19 protein-coding genes and 1 other RNA gene are annotated in these 23699 nt (G+C 44.6%); 16 read left to right on the plus strand and 4 right to left on the minus strand.

What is annotated here, in order from left to right; translation table 11 throughout:
• The 6 genes from A5882_RS20080 to A5882_RS07830 all read left to right on the plus strand — a co-directional run.
• A partial coding sequence (locus A5882_RS20080) for an LPXTG cell wall anchor domain-containing protein (RefSeq protein ID WP_254908467.1) occupies positions 1–525 on the plus strand: 525 nt, incomplete at its 5' end.
• 397 nt (positions 526–922) lie between these two features.
• Positions 923–2377, plus strand: coding sequence for a helix-turn-helix domain containing protein (locus tag A5882_RS07810; protein WP_086372634.1), 1455 nt, complete (start codon positions 923–925; stop codon positions 2375–2377).
• Positions 2370–2780: a hypothetical protein gene (locus tag A5882_RS07815; protein WP_061053780.1), complete on the plus strand. Its 411-nt coding sequence runs from the start codon at positions 2370–2372 to the stop codon at positions 2778–2780. The genes A5882_RS07810 and A5882_RS07815 overlap by 8 nt, the downstream gene beginning before the upstream one ends.
• Before the next feature lie 173 nt (positions 2781–2953).
• Positions 2954–3733, plus strand: coding sequence for a WxL domain-containing protein (locus A5882_RS07820; protein ID WP_008378042.1), 780 nt, complete (start codon positions 2954–2956; stop codon positions 3731–3733).
• A gap of 225 nt (positions 3734–3958) precedes the next feature.
• Positions 3959–5008 carry a DUF916 and DUF3324 domain-containing protein gene (locus tag A5882_RS07825; protein ID WP_086372635.1) on the plus strand — a complete coding sequence of 350 codons (1050 nt, stop codon included), beginning with the start codon at positions 3959–3961 and terminating at the stop codon, positions 5006–5008.
• A 20-nt stretch (positions 5009–5028) separates the two neighbouring features.
• On the plus strand, positions 5029–9252 hold the full coding sequence (locus A5882_RS07830) for a WxL domain-containing protein (protein WP_254908468.1): 4224 nt from the start codon (positions 5029–5031) through the stop codon (positions 9250–9252).
• Between the two features lie 74 nt (positions 9253–9326).
• Here A5882_RS07830 and A5882_RS07835 read toward each other — a convergent pair whose 3' ends face one another.
• The 3 genes from A5882_RS07835 to A5882_RS07845 all read right to left on the minus strand — a co-directional run bounded on the left by A5882_RS07835 (position 9327) and on the right by A5882_RS07845 (position 14543).
• The gene (locus A5882_RS07835; RefSeq protein ID WP_008378048.1) at positions 9327–10826 is read right to left on the minus strand and encodes a helix-turn-helix domain-containing protein; all 1500 of its coding nucleotides are present in this window, start codon (positions 10824–10826) and stop codon (positions 9327–9329) included.
• Positions 10827–11032: 206 nt separating this feature from the next.
• On the minus strand, positions 11033–12817 hold the full coding sequence (locus A5882_RS07840) for an ABC transporter ATP-binding protein (protein WP_005231996.1): 1785 nt from the start codon (positions 12815–12817) through the stop codon (positions 11033–11035).
• On the minus strand, positions 12810–14543 hold the full coding sequence (locus tag A5882_RS07845; RefSeq protein WP_061053783.1) for an ABC transporter ATP-binding protein: 1734 nt from the start codon (positions 14541–14543) through the stop codon (positions 12810–12812). The genes A5882_RS07840 and A5882_RS07845 overlap by 8 nt, the downstream gene beginning before the upstream one ends.
• Positions 14544–14649: 106 nt before the next feature.
• On the opposite strand from A5882_RS07845, the gene A5882_RS07850 reads away from it, so the two are divergent.
• The 10 genes from A5882_RS07850 to A5882_RS07895 all read left to right on the plus strand — a co-directional run bounded on the left by A5882_RS07850 (position 14650) and on the right by A5882_RS07895 (position 23091).
• The gene (locus A5882_RS07850) at positions 14650–15453 is read left to right on the plus strand and encodes a MerR family transcriptional regulator (protein ID WP_016611256.1); all 804 of its coding nucleotides are present in this window, start codon (positions 14650–14652) and stop codon (positions 15451–15453) included.
• 205 nt (positions 15454–15658) lie between these two features.
• Positions 15659–16294 (plus strand): YitT family protein, encoded by a 636-nt coding sequence (locus tag A5882_RS07855; protein WP_008378064.1) that lies wholly within the window; start codon positions 15659–15661, stop codon positions 16292–16294.
• A gap of 139 nt (positions 16295–16433) precedes the next feature.
• Positions 16434–17801, plus strand: coding sequence for an RsmB/NOP family class I SAM-dependent RNA methyltransferase (locus tag A5882_RS07860; protein WP_034871865.1), 1368 nt, complete (start codon positions 16434–16436; stop codon positions 17799–17801).
• A 68-nt stretch (positions 17802–17869) separates the two neighbouring features.
• Entirely contained in the window at positions 17870–18205 is a 336-nt protein-coding gene (locus A5882_RS07865; protein ID WP_005227636.1) for a hypothetical protein, read from the plus strand.
• 131 nt (positions 18206–18336) lie between these two features.
• Complete coding sequence (gene tadA, locus A5882_RS07870) at positions 18337–18843, plus strand: tRNA adenosine(34) deaminase TadA (RefSeq protein WP_015509027.1); 507 nt, start codon at positions 18337–18339, stop codon at positions 18841–18843.
• A 30-nt stretch (positions 18844–18873) separates the two neighbouring features.
• Positions 18874–18958, plus strand: an RNA gene (ffs, locus tag A5882_RS07875) — signal recognition particle sRNA small type.
• Between the two features lie 634 nt (positions 18959–19592).
• A complete protein-coding gene (locus tag A5882_RS07880) occupies positions 19593–20975 on the plus strand; it encodes a bifunctional UDP-sugar hydrolase/5'-nucleotidase (RefSeq protein WP_086372637.1) in 1383 nt (460 codons plus the stop codon).
• 88 nt (positions 20976–21063) lie between these two features.
• Entirely contained in the window at positions 21064–21684 is a 621-nt protein-coding gene (locus A5882_RS07885; RefSeq protein ID WP_005231988.1) for a YutD family protein, read from the plus strand.
• 1 nt (position 21685) lies between these two features.
• Entirely contained in the window at positions 21686–22456 is a 771-nt protein-coding gene (locus tag A5882_RS07890; protein ID WP_061053784.1) for a TIGR01457 family HAD-type hydrolase, read from the plus strand.
• Complete coding sequence (locus tag A5882_RS07895) at positions 22453–23091, plus strand: TIGR01906 family membrane protein (RefSeq protein WP_008378077.1); 639 nt, start codon at positions 22453–22455, stop codon at positions 23089–23091. Before A5882_RS07890 ends, A5882_RS07895 begins: the two co-directional genes overlap by 4 nt.
• Before the next feature lie 56 nt (positions 23092–23147).
• Here A5882_RS07895 and A5882_RS07900 read toward each other — a convergent pair whose 3' ends face one another.
• Positions 23148–23657 (minus strand): phosphatidylglycerophosphatase A, encoded by a 510-nt coding sequence (locus A5882_RS07900; protein WP_005227653.1) that lies wholly within the window; start codon positions 23655–23657, stop codon positions 23148–23150.
• Positions 23658–23699 lie beyond the last annotated feature (42 nt).

Consider the following 23699-nt stretch of genomic DNA (forward strand, 5'->3'; position numbering starts at 1 on the left):
ACGGAGCCAAGTACCACGGAACCAAGCACAACCGAACCAAGTACAACGGAGCCAAGTACCACAGAACCAAGCACAACCGAACCAAGCACAACCGAACCAAGTACAACCGAACCAAGTACGACGGAGCCGGGTACCACGGAACCAAGCACAACCGAACCGAGCACCACAGAACCAAGTACAACGGAGCCAAGTACCACAGAACCAAGCATTACCGAACCAAGTACAACGGAGCCGAGTACCACAGAGCCAAGTATCACGGAACCAAGTACCACAGAACCAAGTACGACCGAGCCAAGTATGGCAGAACCAAGTACAACGACCACAAACCATGACGGTGCCACGCTAGTAAATCCCCATGAGAGCCAGTCTACTGAAACAAGTGCTAGTAGCGAAACCACGAAATCTTCCAGTCAAGAAAAAGCAAAGGCTCTTCCTCAAACGAATGAGCAACGAGCTGCATGGCTGGTGATTCTAGGCGCAATCATGGTAGGCGGTGTGTTTACAAGCGTACTGAAAAAGAAATAGGAGTTAGCTCTAACTTATAATTCTATAAAGTCAGCTAGACAAGTGTCTAGCTGTTTTTTTGTGCTTTAGGCAGTTGAAATCGGCGCTGTTACTAAAAAAGCTGCGGCTTATTGGTGAGTACAGCTAGCAATTTATAAAAGAGAAACAATAAACAAAAACGTATCTGAACTATTTAAAATAACACCTAATATTTACCGTTGAGAGCCCGCAGAACAAATGATTCTTTGCGGAAAGTCAATATTTTTGCACCCTCGTGTGCAAATGCTGGATAAAAAATAGGTGGTAATTTTGTTAGAATCAAACAAGAAACATTGCAATGACTCGAAGGCAGCACTAAAGGAGGGACCTACGATTTGATGAAAAATTTATAGGAAATTTGCTAAAGGAGATTACGCCCGTGAACAGTCTTACATTCCAATTGGTAACGAACTCAGTGAATCGAAGAAGCCTTATACTATTGGCGTACATGGAAAACGAACAGATTTTGAGTGTCAAACAGCTCTCAGAAAAAGCGAGTATTTCTCGGCGGACGATCTTAACGGACTTAAAAGCACTACGCACATTTTTTGGTGATGCGATCTCTCTTGAAGGGACCCATCACGGGATGAAGTTGGTAATCAATGATCATGGTGAATACTATAAAAAACGACGCTCCTTCTATGAGCGAGAACCACTTATTTTATTAGTACAAGCTTTTTATGCGGGACAAACGTTTCCTTTTTTAGCTTGGATTCGAGCCATGCATATTTCAGAATCAACGGCAAATCGACTCATAAAAAAATTACAGCTGATTCTTGATGAATACGGTTTGGTGGTAACCAAAGCACCGATTGGGCTGATGGGAGAAGAGATCAATCAGCGAAAGTTCTTCTGGGATTTTTATTGCGAAACGCACTATTTTGAGTTGCCGGTCATTGAACATCAGCTTCAAGAAACGCTTTTAAGAAGAATTGAGCAAAACGTGGGGATCGTTTCAAGAAAAAAGGTCATCAATATTATTCGTTTGTCTGTTCAGCGTGCCACTTTTGGAACCTTGATATTTGATCCTGAGATCCTAGCATTGATCCAGCAAGATCCGCTTTTTTTGACGATCAGTGAAATACTTCAAGAAAGCAGCAGTCTCCAACCCATTGCGAAAAAACGGCTCGTTCAGGAAGCGTGCTTTATTTACTTAATGCTTTATGCGCAGTGGGCGCTTCGAGGGAAAACGAGGATTCCTCTCAATACCTTTTCAAAAACGAGTAAGCGATTCGTTGAACTCTTTGTTGCTTTTTTTGAACAGCACAATACTTACCTTGACGAGCCTTGTGGAATTCAACAGGTCGTGGAAGATTTTTTAGTCCGGCAATATGCAAAAGTTGGCTTAGCACCTATCTACTTAAAAAATCCGGATAGTACGAATCAATTTGTGTTTTCTTTGCCTTTTGATCTATATGAGCCTTTGATTAGGTTTATGGAAGTGAATGAGATTCCGCAATGTTTCAAAAATCAATTTTTGAGGGACTTTTGTTGTTCCTTCGTTCTCTATCTTTTTGGCAATCAATTGATCCGGGTTTCACAAAAAATCGTGGTGTTGCTTGCCAATAATTATGTGATCGATGAATGGGTCTGCAGTATTTTTGAACATCATTTTAGTGGTCGAATGGCTGTGCTCTATGAAGAACAATTAACATCGGAACAGATCAACCAGCTTGACTGTGATATTTTGATCACCAATATCATTCCATTTGATTACTCCATAGAAAAGCAACCGCAGGTATTTTTTTTGCCTAAATACATTGGGTATAAAGAAGCGATTAAAATGGTTGTCTCCATCTTAAATGAAGGATTGGAGGACTTCGTCTGTGTCTGAAGTATGTTTTTTGAAAGAGAAAAAGGGGCGAAAGGAAAATGAGGGGGAATACATGCCGCTTCATAAATTGAGGTATTTCATTGTAGCGATGTTGGTTTTAAGTTGTCTGCTAGTCGCTGATTTCGTAGAAGCCAAAGAAGTGTCCACCGCTAGAACAGAAGGGGTCATCCGTTTTGTTGGTGGTCAGGAATCTGCAAAGCCAGAGCCAAAACCGCCGACAGGAAAATGGCCAGTACCTGAAGATGATTCATCTGGTCACGCAAAAAATGATCGTTTTCCGCAAACGAACAGTCACCAACGACTGCTTATTCGCTGGATAGGTCTGCTGCTCGTCCTCTTGAGTGTGGTCGCTTACTTGAAATTAAGCACACGACGATCAGATCGTGAGAAAAATAGCCTTTAGGCAATACGGTCGCACGCTTGTTTTAGGAAACGACTGTTGTGGTTTTTGAAGAAGTGAGAGGATTAGTAAGCCAACTGGCAACCAGTTCTAGCGAAAAAAGGTTTATGCATCAATCAATAGTAATCATCGTAGATTCTTTCTGCGAATAATAATAGTAAAAGGAGTAATTTTTTATGAAACGTATTTATTTAGCAACAATCGGTGTCATGAGTATCGCTGTGTTATCTGGGGGAGTGACCGCAGCAGCAACCCCCATCCTGGAAGGAAATACCGAAAATGAAGTAGATTTCATCCCTGGGGAGGAGGAAGAGATCGATGTTGAGTTACCTGAAAAAGAGCCAGAGGTAGAAATTGATCCGATCGATCCAGAGGTAACCGGTCCGTTCACTTTGGTGCATGTGCCAAAGCGCTTCGATTTTGGAACCCAAGTGATCAGCACAGGCCCTGGAAAATCCGCAATGCTTGCGGAGCTGGAACGACTGTCTGATGGGTCAGGAACCGCGCCATATGTCTCTTTTGCTCAAGTATTGGATACCCGTGGTGGACACAACGGCTGGACGTTAAATGTCGATTTGGATCAATTTACAAGTACAGATGCCACTTCGAATCATGTATTACGTGGGGCTTATATCGAATTTCAAAATCCACAGATTCGTTCGAATGCATTAGATTCGGCTACTTTCCCAACAGCACCTAGCGATCAATTTAACCATCAAACCATCGATGTTGGAACGGAAGGCAACACCTTGATGTCTGCGGCTCCTGGCCAAGGGGCGGGACTTTCAACGGTTCAATGGGGCAATCAAACCCTGCTAAATCAACAGCATGCAGCTGGGGAAGAGGATATTCTCAATGAAGCGATTTGGCTCCATATACCGACAGGAGCGAATCCGCAAGCAACCGCTTATACGGCTACTCTGACTTGGCATTTAAGTGCCACTCCTGGGAATTAAGGGATAAGTTTTTTGGAAGAACACAGCAAAGAAGCCAGTCTTTTAGCTTGGCTCAGAAGCATGAATAAAGGCACATGATTTTAACGAATCATTTTACCAGTAAGCGCGATAGCGAATGATACGCGTGTTGCGATTAGGGAAAAACGAATCAGGAAGTGAGTAAGGGATATAGGGAATAGGCAGGAGACGAGTTGTTCCTGCCTATTTTGAAAGGAATGATTCATTATGAAGACACAAAGCAAGAGATCAATCAAGAATAGGCTAGTAGCTGGGTTTGTTTTACTGGTGATGGTACTCGTTGGATTGCCGATGACAGGTTGGGCAGAAACACAATCAGAATTGCCATTTCATGTGGTCCCCAATTTGCCGAAAAGCCAATTGCCAGATGGGAATAGTGGCTATTTTGATCTAGAACTAGCACCAGGGACCGATGATGTTCTGGGGGTGACGATTCAAAATCGCGCGGAAAAGGAAATCACGATCGAAGTTTCCGCACATACGGCGTTCACTAACGGAAATGGCGTCGTGGAATATGGCAAAGATGCCGCAGAACCTGATCCGACTTTGCCTTATTCGATAGCTGATCTAATCGAATCACCTGGAGAGATTATTTTGTCAGCTAAGGAAAAAAAGACGATCGAGTTACCCATACATATGCCTGAAGAAGCCTTTACTGGTAGTCTAGTCGGCGGTTTACGTATTCGAGAGGTCATCGCAGAAGCGACTGGATCAGAGGAAGAAGGTGTTGCGATCCAAAATCGGTTTGCTTATATCCTAGGCGTTGTTGTCCGCAATGAAGCGTCTATTATTGAACCAGAGCTTGCGTTATTGGATGTGTTTGCCGGTCAAGTCAATTATCGCAATGCGTTTCGGGCAACGCTACAAAATCCGTTGCCGCGTTTTGTCAATCGACTAGAGGTAGAGGCAACTGTTCGACGAGCGGATCAGGAAGAAGTCTTATATGAGGCGCAGCGTGAAGGGATGCAAATGGCGCCAAATTCACATTTTCATTTTCCCGTTTCATTACAGGGGGATCGTTTTTACAGCGGAGAATATGTAATGAGCTTAACAGCTCGAGCTGAAGGTGAGGAGTGGACATGGGAATATCCGTTTACTGTGGAAGCAGCCACAGCACGACAGTTGAATCGTGAGGATGTCACCATTGAAGAGGGGCAAAACTGGAGGTTGATCAGCGCATTAGGACTAGTGATCTTCCTTATTGGAATAATCATTTGGCTGTTATGGAAGAACAAAAAGCCGACCATGGATACGTAAGAAGTAAAGGAGAGCATGGAATGAAAAAGCAAAACTTGAAATATTGGATTCGCTTGCTGCTTGTTTTTATGGGATTACGCTTGATGAGTGTCCCGCTCATCGTTGTTTTTGCTGAAACCGAGCCGCCATACCTCGCACAACCGCTAGCGGATGAGGGAGGTATGGAGGAGTTTGCCACAGGAACATCTGAGCCTGAAGGGACGGTGCAGTTCAAAGAGCCTAAATTTGCTGGTACGGTAGGTCAACCACTTACGATCGATTTGGTCAGCGACCAAGCGGTGGCAGAAATCTTCCTAGAATTACCAGCAGAAGTCAAGCTGATGACTGATGTATTGGCACCCGGACAAACAGCAGCAAAACAAAGCGATCAATGCTGGCAGATCAAAGCAAGTCAAGCACGGCAGACATTTTCTGTTTTGATCGTTGCCGAACTTCCTGGAAGTTTTGTTATAGCCAGTGCAGGGAGCGAAGCGATCGTTGAAATAGCTGCTGCAGAGACAGACACTGAGGAAACACCGAAAGACTTGGAAAATGAGTCCTTAGAATCGCAAGAAACGGATAGTGATCCTGCTGAAAAAGTAGCAGACATTGAGCGTCCGCAGGAGGAGTCAGCGGTACAGGCGGCTAGTGAGATCGTACCAAGCGCCTTTGATGGTGGCACAGCTTACGTAACGACCATGGCGGAGTTTATTAGTGCTTTACAAGATCCAGCCGTATCCATTCTTTCCTTACAAGCGGACCTTGTCCAATCTACTTCCAGCATAATGACCATCGATCGTCCGATAATGATTCAAGGAAATGGTCATGCATTGACCCTCAATAACAATAGTGCTTATTTTCAATTATTAACCGTTAACGAAGAAACGATTTTTCGTATCGAAAATCTCACATACCAAAAAATAGGCACTACCGCTTTGATCCAGACCACCAATGCGTTGAGTAAAAACTGGGTCGTTGAACTAGAGGAAGTAGAAGAAGCCTCGGAGAATCGGTCACCTTTTATTTTAGCACGAGAAGCGAAGGTTCACTTTACTGGTGGGATCAATCGCTTCGAGGCAATGACGATGGCTTCCGATACCTTGTTCAATCTGAAAGAAGTGGAGGTCGGAAATCAAGCGCAAGTGATTATTAATAAGCCGAATATGTGGATTTTTTATACAGCACCAGATATTCAAGATCCTAGGTTGTTGATCGATGAGGGTGCGCAAGTGAGCATTACTACGCGACTAGGGGATGCGAATACAATCGATTTACGTGGCGATAATGGTCAAATGGAACTCAATCATGGTGCTCGTTTAACTATTCGCAGTCCAGGAACGACTGCTGCTCCGACCAATGGTAATAATAATGCCGTTATTCTGTCTGGGAGAAATCCTCGCTTTATCGCAGCAGAGAATTCAGTTTTTTCAATCGAGGTTACAGAAAGAAAACGCGGGCTTGTTCTGACTGGAGAGCAGCCAGAATTGACGATCCAATCTGGTGCAAACGTAACGATAAACACAATGAATGCGAGCGCCATCCTCTTAAATGGTTTCTTTCCTTCTGCTACGATCGCAGGAGATGAAACACAAGTACGGGTGAACAATGAGACGGCGGCAGATGCCAATGCGATCGAACTAGTAGGAGACAACAGCAATTTTTATCTTTTTGATGGTGGTACGCTCATTGTAGAAAGTCAGGGAGCAGCCACAGCAATGTCGGAGGAACAAAATATTGCACTATTTATGAAGGGGGCGGATCCAACAATGGTTGTGGGGGATGCTGCCTTATTGCAGATTGAAACGACACAAAGAAGGCGCGGCGTATTTCTGACTGGTGAGAATCCTAAGTTGACGATCCAGAACGGCTCAAAAGTACGCTTGACCGCCGAAAATGCGAATGCTTTACGGGTCAACGGAAAAAATGCCGACGTCACCATTAGTGGCGAAGAGACACATGTACGGATTTTCAGTGAGATTGCAGCGGCAGAAGGAGCAGCATCCTTTGTTTTATCGACACCGTCGAATGCGGCAGAAGCTGGGGCTCTTACTTTGAGTGAATCAGCAGTCTTAGAGGTCGAAAGCATCACTGCTAGTGCGATCAATATCACTAGTCTGAACTTTACTTTTAAAGTTAAAAGCAATGGACAATTAATAGCTAGCAGCCATGAGGCTGACGGGGACCATGCAGTGATTCGATTTTTATACTTTGGTTTGGTGACCTTTCATGTAACGGATGGTGGAATAGTAAAAGTTCGTAAAATAGGGGGGAGCGCACCCTTGATCCGAATTCCTAGTGGAGGAAATTCTTTTGAGATCACAGAAGGCGGCATCGTTGACCTTTATAATCCGGGAAACGGCAACGCGCATGATGGGAATGTCGCTGGAGGAAATCAAGGAATTTTTTATGCGAGAGGCATCCATGATAACGGGACAGAGAATAATTTTTCAATCGTAGGTGTCGATAGTAAATTTATGTGTGTAGCAGATAGTGGTCCGGGGATTGACATGCATACCTACTTCAATTCAACGATCTACGTTGAACAAGGATATTTCCAAGTGGAAGGGCGGACAAGTTCCCCGAATGGTGGCGTGTTTCGTTCAGGTAAACTATCTGTCTTCTTGAACGATCCAGTCTTTTTTGATTTTCGTAATGAGCGGCTTGATGGAGGAAACATCTTTAGTGTTTCTAATCTTTCAACTTTAACAGCGACGAATAGTGACTTAGCTGTTTGGAAAAACGGGTCAAATCTCTTAGGAGATCCCGATCTAAATTTCCCAACCCTCGATTTTGCTTTTTCAGGAGCTGATTTTGGCACGTTAGGTTTGACGAATAAACCAGAGATATTGAATACGGAGACCTTTGGCAATCAGGGACTGACAGCGTACTCTCGCGTAAGTTCAAACAATGCGCGTTGGGCGATCGTCGATGAGTTACGGGTGCCGACGAATGCGGACAAAAAAATTCATGGGCGAGTCAGCTTGCCTGTTGGTTTTGATGGCACTCGCCCTGCTTGGGATGATGAAGCGAAAGTGACCGTTGAAATTGAAACAGCAGATGGTGAGAAGGAAGAAGTCACTGCGAAAACCGTCGGACATACAGAAGAAACACCGGGGATCAGTATCTATGGAGAAGAGCCGCAAGGAGGGATTTTTGAGATTCCTCTTGAGACTCCTTTGGAAGCAGGAACCATCGTCCGAGTCGTCGCTGTCGAATTAACCAGCGGCGAACTGACAGAAGGTGCCCAACATCAAATACGGACCGAGTCTGTGCAGGTTTTCCCTATTTTGCCGCCAACGCCCGCAGCTTTTGCTTCCTACGTACTTCTTGAAGAAACAACTGAGATCCATGGCCACACGGAAGACAAAGAGGTTGAGCTAAGTGCTGCACATAATGGTGCCTGGTTTGATACAGAGGCGGTGGTTATCGATGAAGATGGAACATTTACGATTGATGTAAGTGATCGGCAGTTAAAAGCGGGGGATGAGATCCAAGTCTTTCTGAGAGATTCTGCTGGTTCGGCAAAAGAAGCTGGAGTGATCAATCCGCCGACAACGAATGACGAACACGGCAATCAGAATCCAGCCTCAGAAGTTGTTTTTCGGGACGCTGTGTTTCCCGCTGCAACTACCCTGCGAATCGCCCAGACTGGACCACTGCCACCGGTTGATCCATTAGAACCGGATGTAGAAGTGAATCCAGAAAATCCGTCGGTCATTCCTGAGAACCAAGGGTTGCTCAGTCTTGATTTTGTTTCCCAGTTCCGATTTGGTCAGGTGCCGATCCGCAGTGCCAAAGGAACGTATCACGCACTGCCTCAGCATATGAATCTTGCCGAAGGGGCAACCGAAACTAAGGAACGTCCGAATTATGTGCAAATCACGGATCAGCGTAACGATGCAGAAGAGACGAGTTGGCGTTTATCGGCGACTCTTGATTCGCAGGGCTTCCAAAATGAAGACAATGAGCCCTTGATCGGTGCTCAAATCAGCTTAGCCAATCAACGGCTTATGACGACCTCAGCAAATTCCAATGCCAGTATGCCAGAGCTTTCCACGGTGAATGATAGTGTAACTTTGACGCCAGGTGAAGCGCAGCCTCTACTAACTGGCGACAGTCAGAGTACGGGAACATGGGTCTATCGTTTTGGTGATCAAGAGACGGCAGCCACCAGTGTCGCCTTGGAAGTGCCTGCTGGTGCAAATCCCAAGTTGGGATGGTACCGTGCAACGATTGAATGGTCGTTAAGTAGTGTGCCAGAGTGAAGAAAGAATACTAGTCGGCAATAAGAAACGAATGGAAAAGACGTGTGCGGCGTTCAAGTGCCGCACACGTCTTTTCACTTATAAAAGGTGCTTTTTTCGATGTTTCGCAACGCAAAATTATGGATGATTTTTGGGTTGATGATTTTCAAGAAATTGTTCCAATCATCTGCATCTGGGATCGATTTTATCAGGAGGCATTCAACATCTAAAATATACTCTTCCAAATACTCTGCGTAATTCGTCACGACTAGATCAATCTTGTTTCGTTCCACATAATCCAAAGAAAACTCACTGGAATCAGGAAATTGCAAAATATGATATCGACCAAAATATTTTACGGCAAAAGCATTGATGTGAAGACAAATATGCGCATCCCCCTCTAAAAGAAAAGCGATTCGGCGTGGATTGCCCCAGTATTTTTCTTTTAATCCTTCAAAGTATAAAGTGAAGCGGGCACTGATTGCTGGCAGAGCAGTTGCTTCAAAGAGAGGCTCTCTAAGAAGAAACCGTGTATTTTCCTCATACTCTTTAGGGTATTGCGTTTGTGCGTAACTGGAAATTTCTTCCATACTTAGATTATAGGTAGGGGAAATCAGCTGTTTTATTTTTTCTGTTATAAAGAAAGAATGGAGAAAAATAAACTCTCGGGACTGATCATGATCGGATATTTGCTGAAACTGGCAAAAATTGGCAGTCAGTTCTTTTAGCTCAGGCCAATGGTCAAAGCGGTTAACAAATGATATTTCCCTGAGATAGTTGTTTATCCCACGGTTACTTGCTAGTAGAGCGAAAAGGTAGACCAGCTCCTCTGACGGTAAAGACAAGGAAAAAGCCGTTTGGAGTCGTTGATTGAGGGGCTGGATTTCTTGGAAGAGCTCATCTGCCAAGACGATCTTTTTTAATTGATCGGAGACAATGACAGTTTCTCCTGCTTGAGTACGCTCAAGGACAATATACAACCAATAACTGATATACCAAAATGAAGCCGTATTATTGGTTTTGCCGCGTATATTTCGAAAAAAATCTAAGACGATGTTTTGCACAGCGATCGTTGGACGTACCGTATGAGGCGTAGCGTCTGACTCATAATAAAAGGTATGAAAAAATTTGCGAATATCCGCTTCTGATCCGATCAGACGGAAATTCTTGTGATCAACAGATAACTGAAAGGGCCTCAGGGCTTTTTCAAAAAGCGTTAAATAGCGTAAAAGGGAACTTTCAGAAAGATAAAAATAGTCTGCCCATTCGGAAACTGTCCGATATTCTCCCTTAAACAGATGCTCAAGAATAACGAATAATGGTTCATTCTGAAGGAGCGCTCGTTTTCGTTCAAGATATTCCTTCGGTAGTAATTCGTGAAGAGAATAGCCATTCGACGTGGATTCGATCATTAAAGTACTTCCAAAGTAGCTCCGTAGCCCCTCCATATCATAAATGATCGTGCGCCGCGAACTCTGGACAGCTTTTGATAACTCACGATTCGAAAGGGTCTTATGCCGTTCCAAGAGATTCAATAGTTTCAACCAACGAATGGTGGTAGTAGAAGTAATAAACGTCATCTGAAAATTTTTCATTCATAACACTCCCATATGGTCTGTTTGGTGGATCGTCTCTCACGTCTGATTATGGAATATGGATACTGGCAAGGCAAGGGAAAGGTTTTTAGTAGGTAACAAGTGTTTCTTGTACAGGAACACTTGTGCTACTCAGGGATGAAAAGCAAATAACCGAAAAGTCCAACGATTCGTCATAGACATCGTTGGACCTTTCGGCTTTTTCATCAAGCTGTTGCAAACTGGCTGTTATATAGTTGGGCGTAAAGGGAATCTTGTGCCAGCAATTGAGTATGGGAGCCTTTTTCGACGACGGAGCCGTCTTTCATCACTAGAATCAAGTCGGCATTTTTGATGGTAGAAAGACGATGGGCGATGATAAAACTGGTCCTTCCTTGGGTCAAACGATCCATTGCCGTTTGGATCATTTGTTCCGTCCGAGTGTCGACACTGGAGGTGGCTTCATCAAGGATCAGGATCGTTGGGTCCGCTAAAATCGCCCGGGCGATCGTCAATAATTGTTGTTGTCCTTGAGACAGTTCGCTTTCGGAGCCAATGACGGTATCGTAACCGTTGGGCAGGGTCCGCACGAAGTGGTCGCATTGGGCGGCTTTGGCTGCAGCCAAGATGTCTTCCCGAGTGGCATCGGGATTGCCATATGCGATATTTTCAGCAATGGTTCCTTGGAACAGCCATGTATCCTGCAGCACCATACCGAATTTTTTCCGTACTGCCGGTGCCGAAAAGGACATCATGTCTTGATCGTCCAGCAAAATCTTTCCACCGTTCAAAGGATAAAAGCGCATCAAAAGATTGATCATGGTGGTTTTTCCAGCGCCTGTTGGTCCGACGATCGCAACCGTTTGTTTTGGTTTGACGGAAAATTCGACGTTTTCCATCAGGAGTTTTTCCTTGTTGTAGCCGAAGGAGACGTGTTGGAAATCGATTTTTCCTTTGATGGTTTGCGGTACCGGCAGTTGCTGGGTCGCTGTTTCTTCTTCAGGATAATCAAGGATCTCAAAAATTCGTTCGAGAGATGCTAAGGCACTTTGCAAGGTATTCATAATATAAGAAGCTTGCGTGATCGGTTCAGACACTTGGTTGATGTATTGCAGATAGGCTTGTACAAGACCAATGGATAATTGCCCTTGCAACACCATCAGACCACCAACGACGGCGCTTAAGATAAAGCCGATTTGATTGATAAAGCGCACGAAAGGATTGATCGCTGCACTGACGAACTGTGCTTTCCGAAAAGCTTTAAATTGAGCTTCGCTCAATTCCGCCATTTCCGCTTCAACGGCAATTTGCTGGTTGTAGGATTTGATCAGCGGATTTGCGGTATAAAACTCTTCCGCACGACTGCTGACTGCACCTAATGTTTCTTGGTTTTTGGTAAAGTAGCTCAAGTTTTTTCGTGCGAGAACGGTGGTCACAAAAGCACTCAAAAGCAAAATCAGGACCACACCGATCGTCAGTAATGGGCTGAGATAAAGCATGGCGATCAAGCCGAAGGTAATGCTGATGGTTGCGGTGATCAGCTGCATCAAACCGACTTGTAAGACTTCGGACACTTTATCTAAATCGAGAATCACTCGGCTTAAAATATCGCCGGTATGATGTTTGTCGTAAAAACTGATAGGCAGGCGATTGAATTTGTCACTGATTTGTTTGCGTAAAGTCAAGGTCAGGGTTTCACTGACACTGGCCATCGTATACTCTTGTAGCAAGGAAAAGAGACTGATCAAAAGCCATGTTCCCGCTAATAGGACGACCGGGCCTAAAATACTTTGCCAAAAATCATTGATTTGCCAGCCTTCTTGTTGAAACAAGGCGATCAGATTATCCAGTCCACGTCCCAAGATCAAAGGGGCGATGGACATTAGTAAGGAAAAGAACAAGGCAGAGACGATGATCAGCAGAAAGCGGGCTTTTTGTTCCATTAGTAATCGAAGTAGGCGCCGGCTTGTATGTTTCATGTTTTTTGGTGTATCCATTGTTTGTTTACTCATCCTTCATTCCTCCCATTCCTTGAGATGAGGCAAACTCTTGATAAGTTTGGCAAGTGCGTAATAATTCTTCGTGGGTTCCATTACCGACCATTTTGCCGTTATCCAAGACAATGATTTGATCGGCATTTTTGACGGTCGATACCCGTTGAGCCACGATAATGACGGCGGCATCTTTCGTGTATTCTTTCAATGCACGCCGCAAGTTGGCGTCTGTTTGATAATCCAAAGCAGAAAAGCTGTCGTCAAAGAAGTAGATTTCTGCGGGCTTTGTCAGCGCTCGGGCAATACTCAATCGTTGCTTTTGACCGCCAGAGAAATTGCTGCCTTTTTGAGCAACCGGACTTTCATAACCTTCAGGCAAGCCTTCAATAAATGACTTGGCTTGAGCAACTTCAGCGGCTTTTGCCATCGCCTCATGGGTTGCTGGACGATTGCCGAAACGCAGGGTTTCTTGAATCGTGCCGCTAAGCAAGAGCGCTTTTTGCGGGACATAACTAATTTGGTCCCGTAATTCGGCTTGTGAGATCTCTTTGATGTTGCGGCCAAAAAGCGTGATCGAACCAGCAGTCACATCTTTGAAACGCAACAGCGCTTTGGCGATGGTGCTTTTGCCAGAGCCGGTTCCGCCAACGATCGCTGTCGTTTTGCCTCGGTGGATCTCGAAGCTGATATCTTCTAAGACAGGTTCTTCGGCGCCTTCATACGTAAATTGCACGTGATTGAAAGCGGCGATCGTTTCTGACAAGGCGGATTTTTTTAAGGTTTGGTCACCGTCAATCAAATCAATTGGTTCTTCTAAGACTTCTTCGATTCGTTGTAAGGAAGTCAAGCCTTTAGGCACCATCACGATCACCATCGCTGCCATGGTCAAAAACCAAAGGCTCAAAATCGTGTATTCGATAATGGCAGTAATACTACCAATAGCTAGGTGGCCCTGAAGACTTTGATAGCCGCCGTAGACTAGGATGGTCGAAATCGAGAGTCCCATTACTAAGTTGACGGTCGGATTCAAGACAGCAAAGAGGCGATTGACTTTAATCATGGTTTTAGCATATTCCGTCAAGGTTTGATCTGTCCGTTCTTTTTCGTAAGCCGCTTTGTCAAATGCCCGAATCACCCGAGCGCCGGTAAAGGTTTCTCGTAAGATCCGCATCATGTTATCGACTAGTTTTTGCGTGATTTGTGATAATGGGATCGCTTTGCGAATCACCCCATAAGCGATCATTGAAAAACATAGGATCGCTACGATTGGGACCCAAATCATCCGTAAAGAGACGGTGCCGGTTAGAAAAATCGAAGCTGCGACGATCATTGGGGCTGGCAAAATCATTTGTAGCGCCATCATCAAAATTTGTTGGATGTTGTTGATGTCGCTGGTGGTACGTGCCAGCAAAGTGGGTGTACCATAGCCATCAACAGCGGATACAGAGAGTTCTTGTGTTTTTTTGAAAAAGCGCATCCGCAAAAAATGCCCGAATTTTCCTGAAAGGTGGGCAGATAAATAACTACCGCCTACCGAGACGATCACGGTGCCGATGGCAATGGCAAACATCCACCAGCCATTGTGCCAAATGGCCGTCGTGTCGACTTTTAAGATCCCTTCATCAATGATTTTTGCCAAAAAATACGGCAACAAGAGTGTGCCGAAGGATTGGACTAGCATCAAAAGAAATAAACTGAAAAAGAAGCGTCGTTCTTCTTTATAAAATAACTGTAATTGTTTCATGATTTCCCTCCAAAAATGTCGTTCTATGGTAGAATAAACTGTAACGTTACGTTACAGTCAAGCAAGGAGTGAAATTTTTTTGAAAAAACAATTGACCATCAGTGAGATGTCCGCTTATGCTGGCGTGAGTCGGCGCACATTGATTTATTATGATCAAATCGATTTGTTCAAACCGCAATCGATTGGTGAAAACAGCTATCGCTATTACGGCTTTGAACAATGCCTTGAGTTAGACGTGATTTTGATGTTGCGTTCTTTAGACATGCCCTTGCAAGACATTCGCCAATTTTTGAAAAACCGCAACCCGGAATACACGCAAAAGGAACTTGTGGAACGGCGAGGACAAGTCCGTGACAAAATCGCTGCGCTACAAGAATTGGAACGAACCTTCGATCGCTACATCCAGCGCTATGAAAAAGTACAGAAAGCCGATTTTGAGACCTTTACGATAGCGCAGCACGAAGCAGAGGCGTTTATCGTTTCCGAAGAGATCGCTGGCGATGATCCAGAATCTGCTTATCAAGTGTACGCCCGTTTTTATCCGCTAGTGGATTATAAAGATGCCTTCAGTGGCTATCCCATCGGCTTTTTAAGTGCAGGAACGACGTTGGAGGATCAGACTTTTCACGCATCGCCTTATCGGGCATTGATCTTGATTCCCCAAGATCGGCTACATCTCTATCCGGAAAAGCTGATCATCACACGTCCCGCTGGTACGTATGTTTCTGGATTTGTCAGTGAGGGAGAAGAACAAATTGCCGCTTTTACCCACCGCATCCAAGCCTTTCTAAAAGAGAAGCAGTTGAAAATCGATGGCGATGTTTGGGAATTGTTATGGCAAGATGAAGTCTTTACCACACAAAAAGAATTGCAGATATTTGAAGTGATGGTTCCAGTGAAGCCCGAGTAATGGACGAGGCACGCGTATCTGTAAGAAACGAAAACTAAGATACGCAATAGCAATGATGGTTGCCGCTGGCTTTTCATATAGAAGCAAAGGAGATGACTAAGCCAGATCCCTTCCATACAAAAAGCCCTATGAAGCGTTGAAATTCCCATTTTGCTTTTTTCTCGTTATACTTGAAAGAACAGATGAGAAAAAAGGGGAAATTTTAATGAAAAAAGAAACAGGAATACGCTCGCTTTATGCGTTGATTGGTGTCGCCATTTTAGGATTCGGGGCGGCATTGCTGCGGGTTGGCGGAGTAGGGCTAGACCCATACACAGCAGCCAATATCGGTGTCGGCGAGCTGCTAGGGTTATCCCTTGGGGTCTATCAATTGATGATCAATATCGCTGTCCTAGTATTGATTTTTATCTTTGGCCGTCGCCATATCGGCATCGGGACGGTCATCAATATGGTGCTGACAGGATTTTTCATCGACTTTTATACCAACGTTTTTGATTGGTTATCCGTCGGTCCAAATAACTGGTGGCAGCAAGGCTTGTTCTTGTTGATCGGGATCATCTTCTTTACCTTCGGTGCTTCGTTTTATATGTCAGCGAATTTGGGTAGCGCCCCCTACGACGCGATCGCCCCAACCATCGTCGATCAGACGAAAGCCAACTATCGAGTGGTGCGGGTGATTCAAGACGTTGCCTTTGCCTTGATTGGGCTCTTCACAGGCGGGCCAATCGGGATCGGAACCTTCATCAGTGCCTTTTTAGTGGGCCCACTGATCAAATTCTGGGACAATCGTGTCTCTGAGCCATTCATCGAAAGCAGTGTCAAAAAAGCGATTTTTAAATAAAAAAAGGTCTGCAGCAAAGAGAAGTCGAAGCGATTTAGTCGCCCACTTCACTCAGCTGCAGTTTTTTTGCCATTTGCTCAAGGAATTCTTGCATAATTGCTTCTCAGTCGCTAGAATAAAAAAGCCGAGGAGGGGTAGTATGCAATTACCAACACCATTTATTGAAAAATACCAACGGTTGCTAGGAGAAGAAGCACCAGCTTTTTTTACCGCTTTAACCGATAATCAGCCAGTCAAAGGCTTTCGCTTGAATGTTGCTAAGCCGCACGCACAAGCGATGCTGGCAAAATATGGACCAGCTGCTGTACCCGCCCCCTATGCAGAAGCGGCTTATATTGGCGAAGTCAAAGGCCGTTCGTTGCTCCATCAAGCTGGCTATGTCTACAGCCAAGAACCTAGTGCGATGATCGTGGCAACGATCGCAGCCGCTCAACCAGGGGAGCGGGTCTTAGATTTATGTGCGGCACCGGGAGGCAAAACAACGCAGCTGGCAAGCCAATTACAAGGAAAAGGGCTGCTTGTAGCAAATGAGATTTTCCCGAAGCGTGCCAAAATCCTATCAGAAAATGTGGAGCGTTGGGGCTTTCCGAATGTAGTCGTCACCAATCAGGCTCCACAAGAATTGAGCCGCCATTTTCCTCAGTTTTTTGACAAGATCGTGGTGGACGCCCCATGTTCTGGTGAAGGGATGTTTCGTAAAGATCCCGTCGCCTTAGAAGAATGGCAGGCAGAAACACCTGATCAGTGTGCGATCAGGCAAAAAGACATTTTGGCACAAGCCGTTGCGATGCTAAAACCGGGGGGCCAGCTGATCTATTCCACCTGTACCTTTGCCCCTGAAGAAAACGAAGCGATGATGGCTTGGTTAATGGAGGAGTATCCCTTCACAATCGAAGCGATCGACTTGGCCAATGTATCTCATGGGCGCAGCGAGTGGGGAGAGGCACCAGGGATTGAGAAAACCATCCGCTTATGGCCGCATTTAAACCAAGGAGAAGGTCATTTCGCTGCGAAATTGACCTCCCAAGCAGAAGCAGCGCCAGTGAAAAAGAAGAAAAAAGGCAAAGGAGCGACAGCCAAGAGCCCATTGGATGCAACGACTCAAAAGTTGTGGCAAGCCTTTCGCAAGGAGTTTCCTTTTTTACAGGCACTGAATGCGACACCTCAGCTGCTAGGAGAAAACCTCTGGCTCGTTCCTGAAGAAATGCCTTCTTTAAAAGGGATCAAGTTTATGCGCCCAGGTTTGCATGTCGGCGTCGTTAAGAAGAATAGGATCGAACCTAGTTATGCGTTGGCATTGGCGATCCATGCAGAAGAAGGGGCACCGACAGTGCCGATCACTTTGCCGCAATGGCAGCAGTATGTGGCAGGTGAAACCATGAGCGTGCCAGGAAATGCTGGATGGGTGATTTTGACAGTCGATGAGATCCCCGTCGGTTTTGGAAAACAAGTCCAAGGAACTGTGAAAAACTTCTTTCCAAAAGGATTAAGATTCAAAGCGATTTAAACGAAATAGTGTTTTTATTTCAGTCCTCGTGCTATGATGGAAGTAGCAAAATAAGGGAGCTGATCGATATGAAAACATCATCAAAAGTAACGATTGGATTAAGCATTGCAGCGATCGCTGGGATCACTACTGCCGTCGTTGTATCAGACAAAGTATTCAATAAAGTACGCTTCGCTTGCAACCGACACAAAGTAAAGAAATTTGTCGATGACAAATTCAACGGCAATGAAAAATTGTTGGATGTCGTAGACGGCTTGTCTGACAATGAATTGGATTCGTTGTTAGGTGTGATGAAAAAAGTCAATGAGGGCCGCAACAAAATCTCTGTTTACGGAGACAACATCAAAGATTCGACAGAACATGTCAAAGACAAGTTGACGAGCTTTGTTGATTCCGTCTTTTAAGCCAATCATTCCATTTGAAACTCGCAGGGACATCGGTCTTTGCGAGTTTTTCTCGTCTTTCTAAGCGTTTTTCGTTATACTAACAAGGAAATGCACGAAATGGTGCGAGGTAGAGGAGTGAAAGTGAAGTCGTGGAAAAAACAAGTACCTTGACTGCCGAGGAAAAAGCGTTCTTTATGGAAGAAGCAATCAAAGAAGCCCGAAAAGCAGAAGGTTTGGCAGAAGTACCGATCGGTGCTGTCGTCGTCTTGGATGGCAAAATCATTGGTCGTGGGCACAATCTACGAGAAACGCAGCAACAAGCCGCAGCGCATGCGGAGATGTTTGCGATCGAGGAAGCCTGTCGCACTGTCGGAAGTTGGCGCTTAGAACAAGCGCAGCTGTTTGTGACCTTGGAACCATGCCCGATGTGCAGTGGGGCGATGTTATTGGCACGGGTGGAAGAAGTGTATTTTGGTGCCTACGATCCCAAAGGCGGCACTGCTGGTACATTGATGAATTTATTGGAAGATGAGCGCTTCAACCATTGGTCCTATGTGGAAGGCGGCATTTTAGAAGAAGCATGCGGCCAGCTGCTAACAGATTTTTTCCGAGCATTACGAGAAAAGAAAAAACAAAAAAAGGCTGGCAATCTCTAACGAAATACGTTATACTAAGTTTTGCCGAAAGGCTAGGACAATGGAGGTCTTGTGAAGCGTGTCAGATCCGGAAGGAAGCAGCACTAAGCAGGATTCTCCATGTGTCTGATTGAAAAACTGCTTGTTTTGAAGAAAGCAGTAGTACTAATTGAATCGATGATCATTCAAACCTGAGACAGACTATCTTAGGTTTTTTTATTGTCTGAAAGTCTTTGTGACACCAAGGGCTGTTCTAATTGTATTCTGCTTTAAATCTAGGCAATCGATAGCAGCTCTCAGAGGGGTAAGTTGTATTTTTGATACAAAGGCTTTATTCCTGTTTAGAACCTTACTCTGATAACTTTTCCGTTGGCGATTTTTGTACTCTCAAAGAATCAGTAGTTCTGACGAACTGAAACATGGAATACCTGCTCTCGATATTCGATAGAATCGTCGTTTCAAGAACTCTTTATTTTCGCTTCAACAAATTGCCGCCGCCGTGTTATCGGTTGCAATTCCCCCAAATAACCAGAAAAAATCACTTTCCTTTTTACAGTCAGAAAAGTGATTTTTTCTTTTGAACAACTGTCACTGTAACTGTTTCTTTTTTACAAAAAGTCACCATTCTTTTCCAAGCATTCCAATGGTTTCCCAGAGATTTTATGCTATGCTTATTTTGTAGAGAATTCCGTCGTCTTTCTACTGGCAACCCTTGATGCCAAGAGAAACGGATAGTGATTTCAGGCGACGTATTTGAAAAGAGGCGCACAATGGAAAAAATTACGATTATCCATACCAACGATCTGCATTCCCACCTAGAACATTGGCCGAAGATGCGGCGTTATTTGGATCAAAGAAAACGAGAAGCGGATACGACCGAAGAGACAGTGATCGCGGTCGACTTAGGCGACTTTGTCGATCGCTGGCATCCTTTGACAGAAGCAACTGACGGCAAGGCGAATGTCGACTTGATGAATCAAGGGCATTATGATGCGGTGACGATTGGGAACAATGAAGGGGTCGGCAATCCCAAAGAGGTCTTGCAGCATTTATATGACCAAGCAGAATTTCCTGTCATTTTAGGCAATTTATTTGATAAACAGGATTTACGTCCACCCAAATGGGCACAAGAATACAAAATCATGGAAAGCAATCAAGGAGCCAAAATCGGTCTGATCGCTTTTACAGCACCGTTTCCGCTGACATATGCCCCAAACGGCTGGGACATTCGCGAACCCTTGGAGATTTTGCCTTCACTGGTGCAGCATTTGCGCCCCGAGGTCGATCTGCTGGTCTTGATGAGCCATCTAGGTATCAATGCTGACCGCCAGATTGCGAGGGACTTTCCAGAACTAGATGTTATTTTAGGTTCCCACACGCACCATTTGTTTGAAAAGGGCGAAGTCATCAATGGGGTTCAAATTGGCGCAGCTGGCAAGTTTGGTTTTAACATTGGCGAAGTCGAAGTGGTCTTAGATGAACACCACCGCCCGATCAAGCATCGTGCACGTGTGATTCCGACTGATTCGCTGGTGGCTTTTCCGCAAGATGAGGAAGAGATCGCCGAATATCTATCGATCGGTCATCGCTTGTTGCGGGCAAATCAGGTGGCAGAAATTCCAGCAGCGTTTACGAGGGATTGGCAAAGTCAACATTCCTTGGTTCGGGAGGCACTTTTGGCATTATGTGCCAAAGGACAGACGGATGCCGCCATCTTAAATACGGGGCTATTTTTAGATGATTTGCCGCAAGGACGGGTCGATCAAGATCAACTGCACACGATTTTACCCCATCCGATGCATTTGATTCGGGTGACGCTGCAAGGCGCAGATGTCATTCGACTGGTCTTAGAAATGGAAAAAAATCGCAACTTTTTGCGCAATTTCCCAATTATGGGAATGGGCTTTCGAGGGAAGATTTTTGGCGAACTGGTTTATGAAGGCATTCGCTTTGATGAAAAAAACCACCAAGTATTGTGGAAACAAGAGCCCGTCGATCCTGCTCAAAGCTACACGTTGACTCTTGTGGATCACTACTTGTTTATTCCGTTTTTCCCGACGATCGAGATTGCTGGAACAGTTGAGTTTCTTTTTCCAGACTTTATTCGGACGGTGGTCGGTGATTACTTGAGTCAGAAATACCCTATTCAGTAGTTGGTACCCCTCCAGTGGTTTTTTGAGGAAAACCGCGACTATCATTGAGGAATAAAACAAGGTATAATAAACAGCAGGTGGTGAAAAAATGACCGAAAAACAAACGATCACAGATGAAATGACATCTGTACTAGAAGAAATTATTGAAGAACCAGCGAAACAACCGCAAAAAGGCGAGTTGGTGACTTTGTTGAATGATGAAGAATTAATGATTGGCAATCGACAATACAAATTGGTCATGGATTATCGTGAAGGCTTCGATCCTGAAAAACTTGGTGAGCGTTACAGTGAAGTTTTGGCACGCTATGATTATATCGTAGGTGATTGGGGTTATGAACAGCTACGCTTGAAAGGCTTTTTTGAAAAGGATAACCGCAAAGCATTACCCGATCAGCGTATTGACATGCTGGAAGACTATTTGTATGAGTATTGCAACTTCGGTTGTGCTTATTTCGTGATCCAGAGGGTTGGCGGCAAGAAAGAAAAAAGTACCTCCCGAAGACGTAAGAAAAAGCCAGCTCAAACGAATCAAAATCAAACTACACAACAAAACGCACATATAGAAGAAAAGCGTGAAGCAATTCCGCAGAAGAAAAGCAAACCAACGATCAAAAATCGTAAACCAAAAGAAAAAAACGTCAAAAAAACCGAAACAACTACGGTGAAAAAAGGCAAAAAAGAGTTTACGATTCGACAAAGGGAAGAATAAGATGAAATATAAAGGCTATTTGATTGATCTAGACGGCACGATTTATTTAGGAAAAGAGCCGATCCCTGCTGGGAAACGCTTCGTAGAATCCTTACAAGAAAAAGGACTGCCCTATTTATTTGTGACCAACAATACGACCCGCAGTCCCGAAGTCGTGGCACAGCGATTGGCGGATGAATTTTCGATTCACGTGGCACCAGAAACGATCTATACCGCAAGCTTGGCAACGATCGATTTTATGAAAGACCATGGCAAAGGCCGCAAAGTGTTTGTGATCGGCGAAGCGGGGTTGATCGATTTGATCTTAGCTGCTGGATTTGAGTGGGAAGAAACCAATCCGGATTATGTCGTGGTTGGTTTAGACAACCACGTGACGTATGAAAAATTTGTTTTAGCAACGTTAGCGATCCAAAAAGGAGCTACCTTTATCGGGACCAATCCAGACAAAAATATCCCGACGGAAAGAGGCTTGTTGCCAGGTGCGGGTTCACTGATTGCAATGGTGGAGACTGCCACCCAAACGCAACCAATTTTTATTGGCAAGCCAGAAGCCATCATTATGGAAAAAGCGGTGGCACACATCGGCTTATCAAAAGAAGAGGTCTTGATGGTGGGGGACAATTACGAAACCGATATTCGCTCGGGGATCCAAAACGGGATCGATTCTTTGCTCGTATTATCTGGCTTTACCCCGAAAGCGGCGGTTCCGACATTACCGGTAGCACCAACCTATGTGGTTGATTCTTTAGATGAGTGGGATTTTGAACAATGAAAAAACAAGTGTGGCTTGAACGCTTAGGATTTGTCTGCTTGTTTTTGTTTTTGGTCAGTCTAGCGATCACCCTAACGATCAATTTTCGACCGTTATATTGGTTTGATGTCGATCACTTAAATCTGCTGGATTATACCTCGCTAACAAGAGAAGAGTTGTTGAAGAACTATGGCTTATTGTTAGATTTTCTAAACAATCCCTTTGCAAGTACGCTCGCCTTGCCAGATTTTCCAATGTCTGAAGCGGGGGCTGGTCATTTCTACGATGTAAAACAGTTGTTTCTATTAAATTATGCTGTGATGATCGTCACGTTGCTGCCGAGTATCTGGTTCGTCAATCGGCTACGACAAAACCAACAGCAATGGCGCTTGATTCGTCCTTTTCAATGGGGGATGATATTGCCGCTGATTTTCGGGTTTTTGATGGCAGTCGGCTTTGATCGCTTTTTCGTTACGTTCCATGAGATTTTCTTCAGTAACGATGATTGGCTATTTAATCCAGCCACCGATCCGATCATCAACGTATTGCCAGAAACGTTTTTCATGCATTGCTTTATTCTCTTTTTTGTCTTGATTGAAGTCTTCTTTTTTGCTTTCTATTGGTGGGGCAAACGAGGCTTGAAAAAAACAGCGTAATGAAAAAAAAACCAACGATCCACTTCCTTTGAAGAAGGCGGATCGTCGGTCTTTTTTTATTGCGTAATGTAATGAGATTTACTTGGGTGTTGATGGGCTAAGCGACTTGCGGCAGAAGCGGCAATGGCACCTACGATATCATCTAAAAAGGTGTGAACGCGGGGACCGTCGTGCTTATTCAGTTCTTTCAAAATGCCCGGTTTGACTTTATCAATGTATCCGTAGTTAGTAAAACCGATGGAGCCGTACACATTGACGATGGATAGTGCGAGGATCTCATCGATCCCATAAAGCCCTTCGTCTTCTTTGACGATTTCTTGCAGTGGATGCAGCAGTTGATTTTCTTCTGCCAAAATATCCAATTGGACACCCGTCAAAATCGTGTTGTGGACTTCCCGCTTGCTTAAGACAGCGTTGACGCTTTCGATACACATCTCCAACGTGATGCCTTCAATGTAATCTTTTTGCAAGAACATCACCAATTCGCCGATGTCTTGCAGTGAGACACCGCGGTCGGCCAACAATTCTCTTGCTTTGTCTTCAAGTGTTTTGCTTTCTAATACCATATAGTTCCCCTCCATGTAAAAATAGTTTATTCAAAAGTCAAC

The sequence above is a fragment of the Enterococcus sp. 4E1_DIV0656 genome, assembly GCF_002140695.1.
GTDB lineage: Bacteria > Bacillota > Bacilli > Lactobacillales > Enterococcaceae > Enterococcus_D > Enterococcus_D entomosocium.

Coding starts and splice junctions, on each gene's coding strand:
- A5882_RS07835 (WP_008378048.1), bottom strand. CDS start 10,826: ATGAAAAATTTTCAGATGACGTTTATTACTTCTACTACCACCATTCGT.
- A5882_RS07845 (WP_061053783.1), bottom strand. CDS start 14,543: ATGAAACAATTACAGTTATTTTATAAAGAAGAACGACGCTTCTTTTTC.
- A5882_RS07865 (WP_005227636.1), top strand. CDS start 17,870: ATGAAAACATCATCAAAAGTAACGATTGGATTAAGCATTGCAGCGATC.
- A5882_RS07895 (WP_008378077.1), top strand. CDS start 22,453: ATGAAAAAACAAGTGTGGCTTGAACGCTTAGGATTTGTCTGCTTGTTT.
- A5882_RS07900 (WP_005227653.1), bottom strand. CDS start 23,657: ATGGTATTAGAAAGCAAAACACTTGAAGACAAAGCAAGAGAATTGTTG.
- A5882_RS07830 (WP_254908468.1), top strand. CDS start 5,029: ATGAAAAAGCAAAACTTGAAATATTGGATTCGCTTGCTGCTTGTTTTT.
- A5882_RS07890 (WP_061053784.1), top strand. CDS start 21,686: ATGAAATATAAAGGCTATTTGATTGATCTAGACGGCACGATTTATTTA.
- A5882_RS07860 (WP_034871865.1), top strand. CDS start 16,434: ATGCAATTACCAACACCATTTATTGAAAAATACCAACGGTTGCTAGGA.
- A5882_RS07880 (WP_086372637.1), top strand. CDS start 19,593: ATGGAAAAAATTACGATTATCCATACCAACGATCTGCATTCCCACCTA.
- A5882_RS07850 (WP_016611256.1), top strand. CDS start 14,650: ATGTCCGCTTATGCTGGCGTGAGTCGGCGCACATTGATTTATTATGAT.
- A5882_RS07820 (WP_008378042.1), top strand. CDS start 2,954: ATGAAACGTATTTATTTAGCAACAATCGGTGTCATGAGTATCGCTGTG.
- A5882_RS07885 (WP_005231988.1), top strand. CDS start 21,064: ATGACCGAAAAACAAACGATCACAGATGAAATGACATCTGTACTAGAA.
- A5882_RS07855 (WP_008378064.1), top strand. CDS start 15,659: ATGAAAAAAGAAACAGGAATACGCTCGCTTTATGCGTTGATTGGTGTC.
- A5882_RS07840 (WP_005231996.1), bottom strand. CDS start 12,817: ATGAGTAAACAAACAATGGATACACCAAAAAACATGAAACATACAAGC.
- A5882_RS07825 (WP_086372635.1), top strand. CDS start 3,959: ATGAAGACACAAAGCAAGAGATCAATCAAGAATAGGCTAGTAGCTGGG.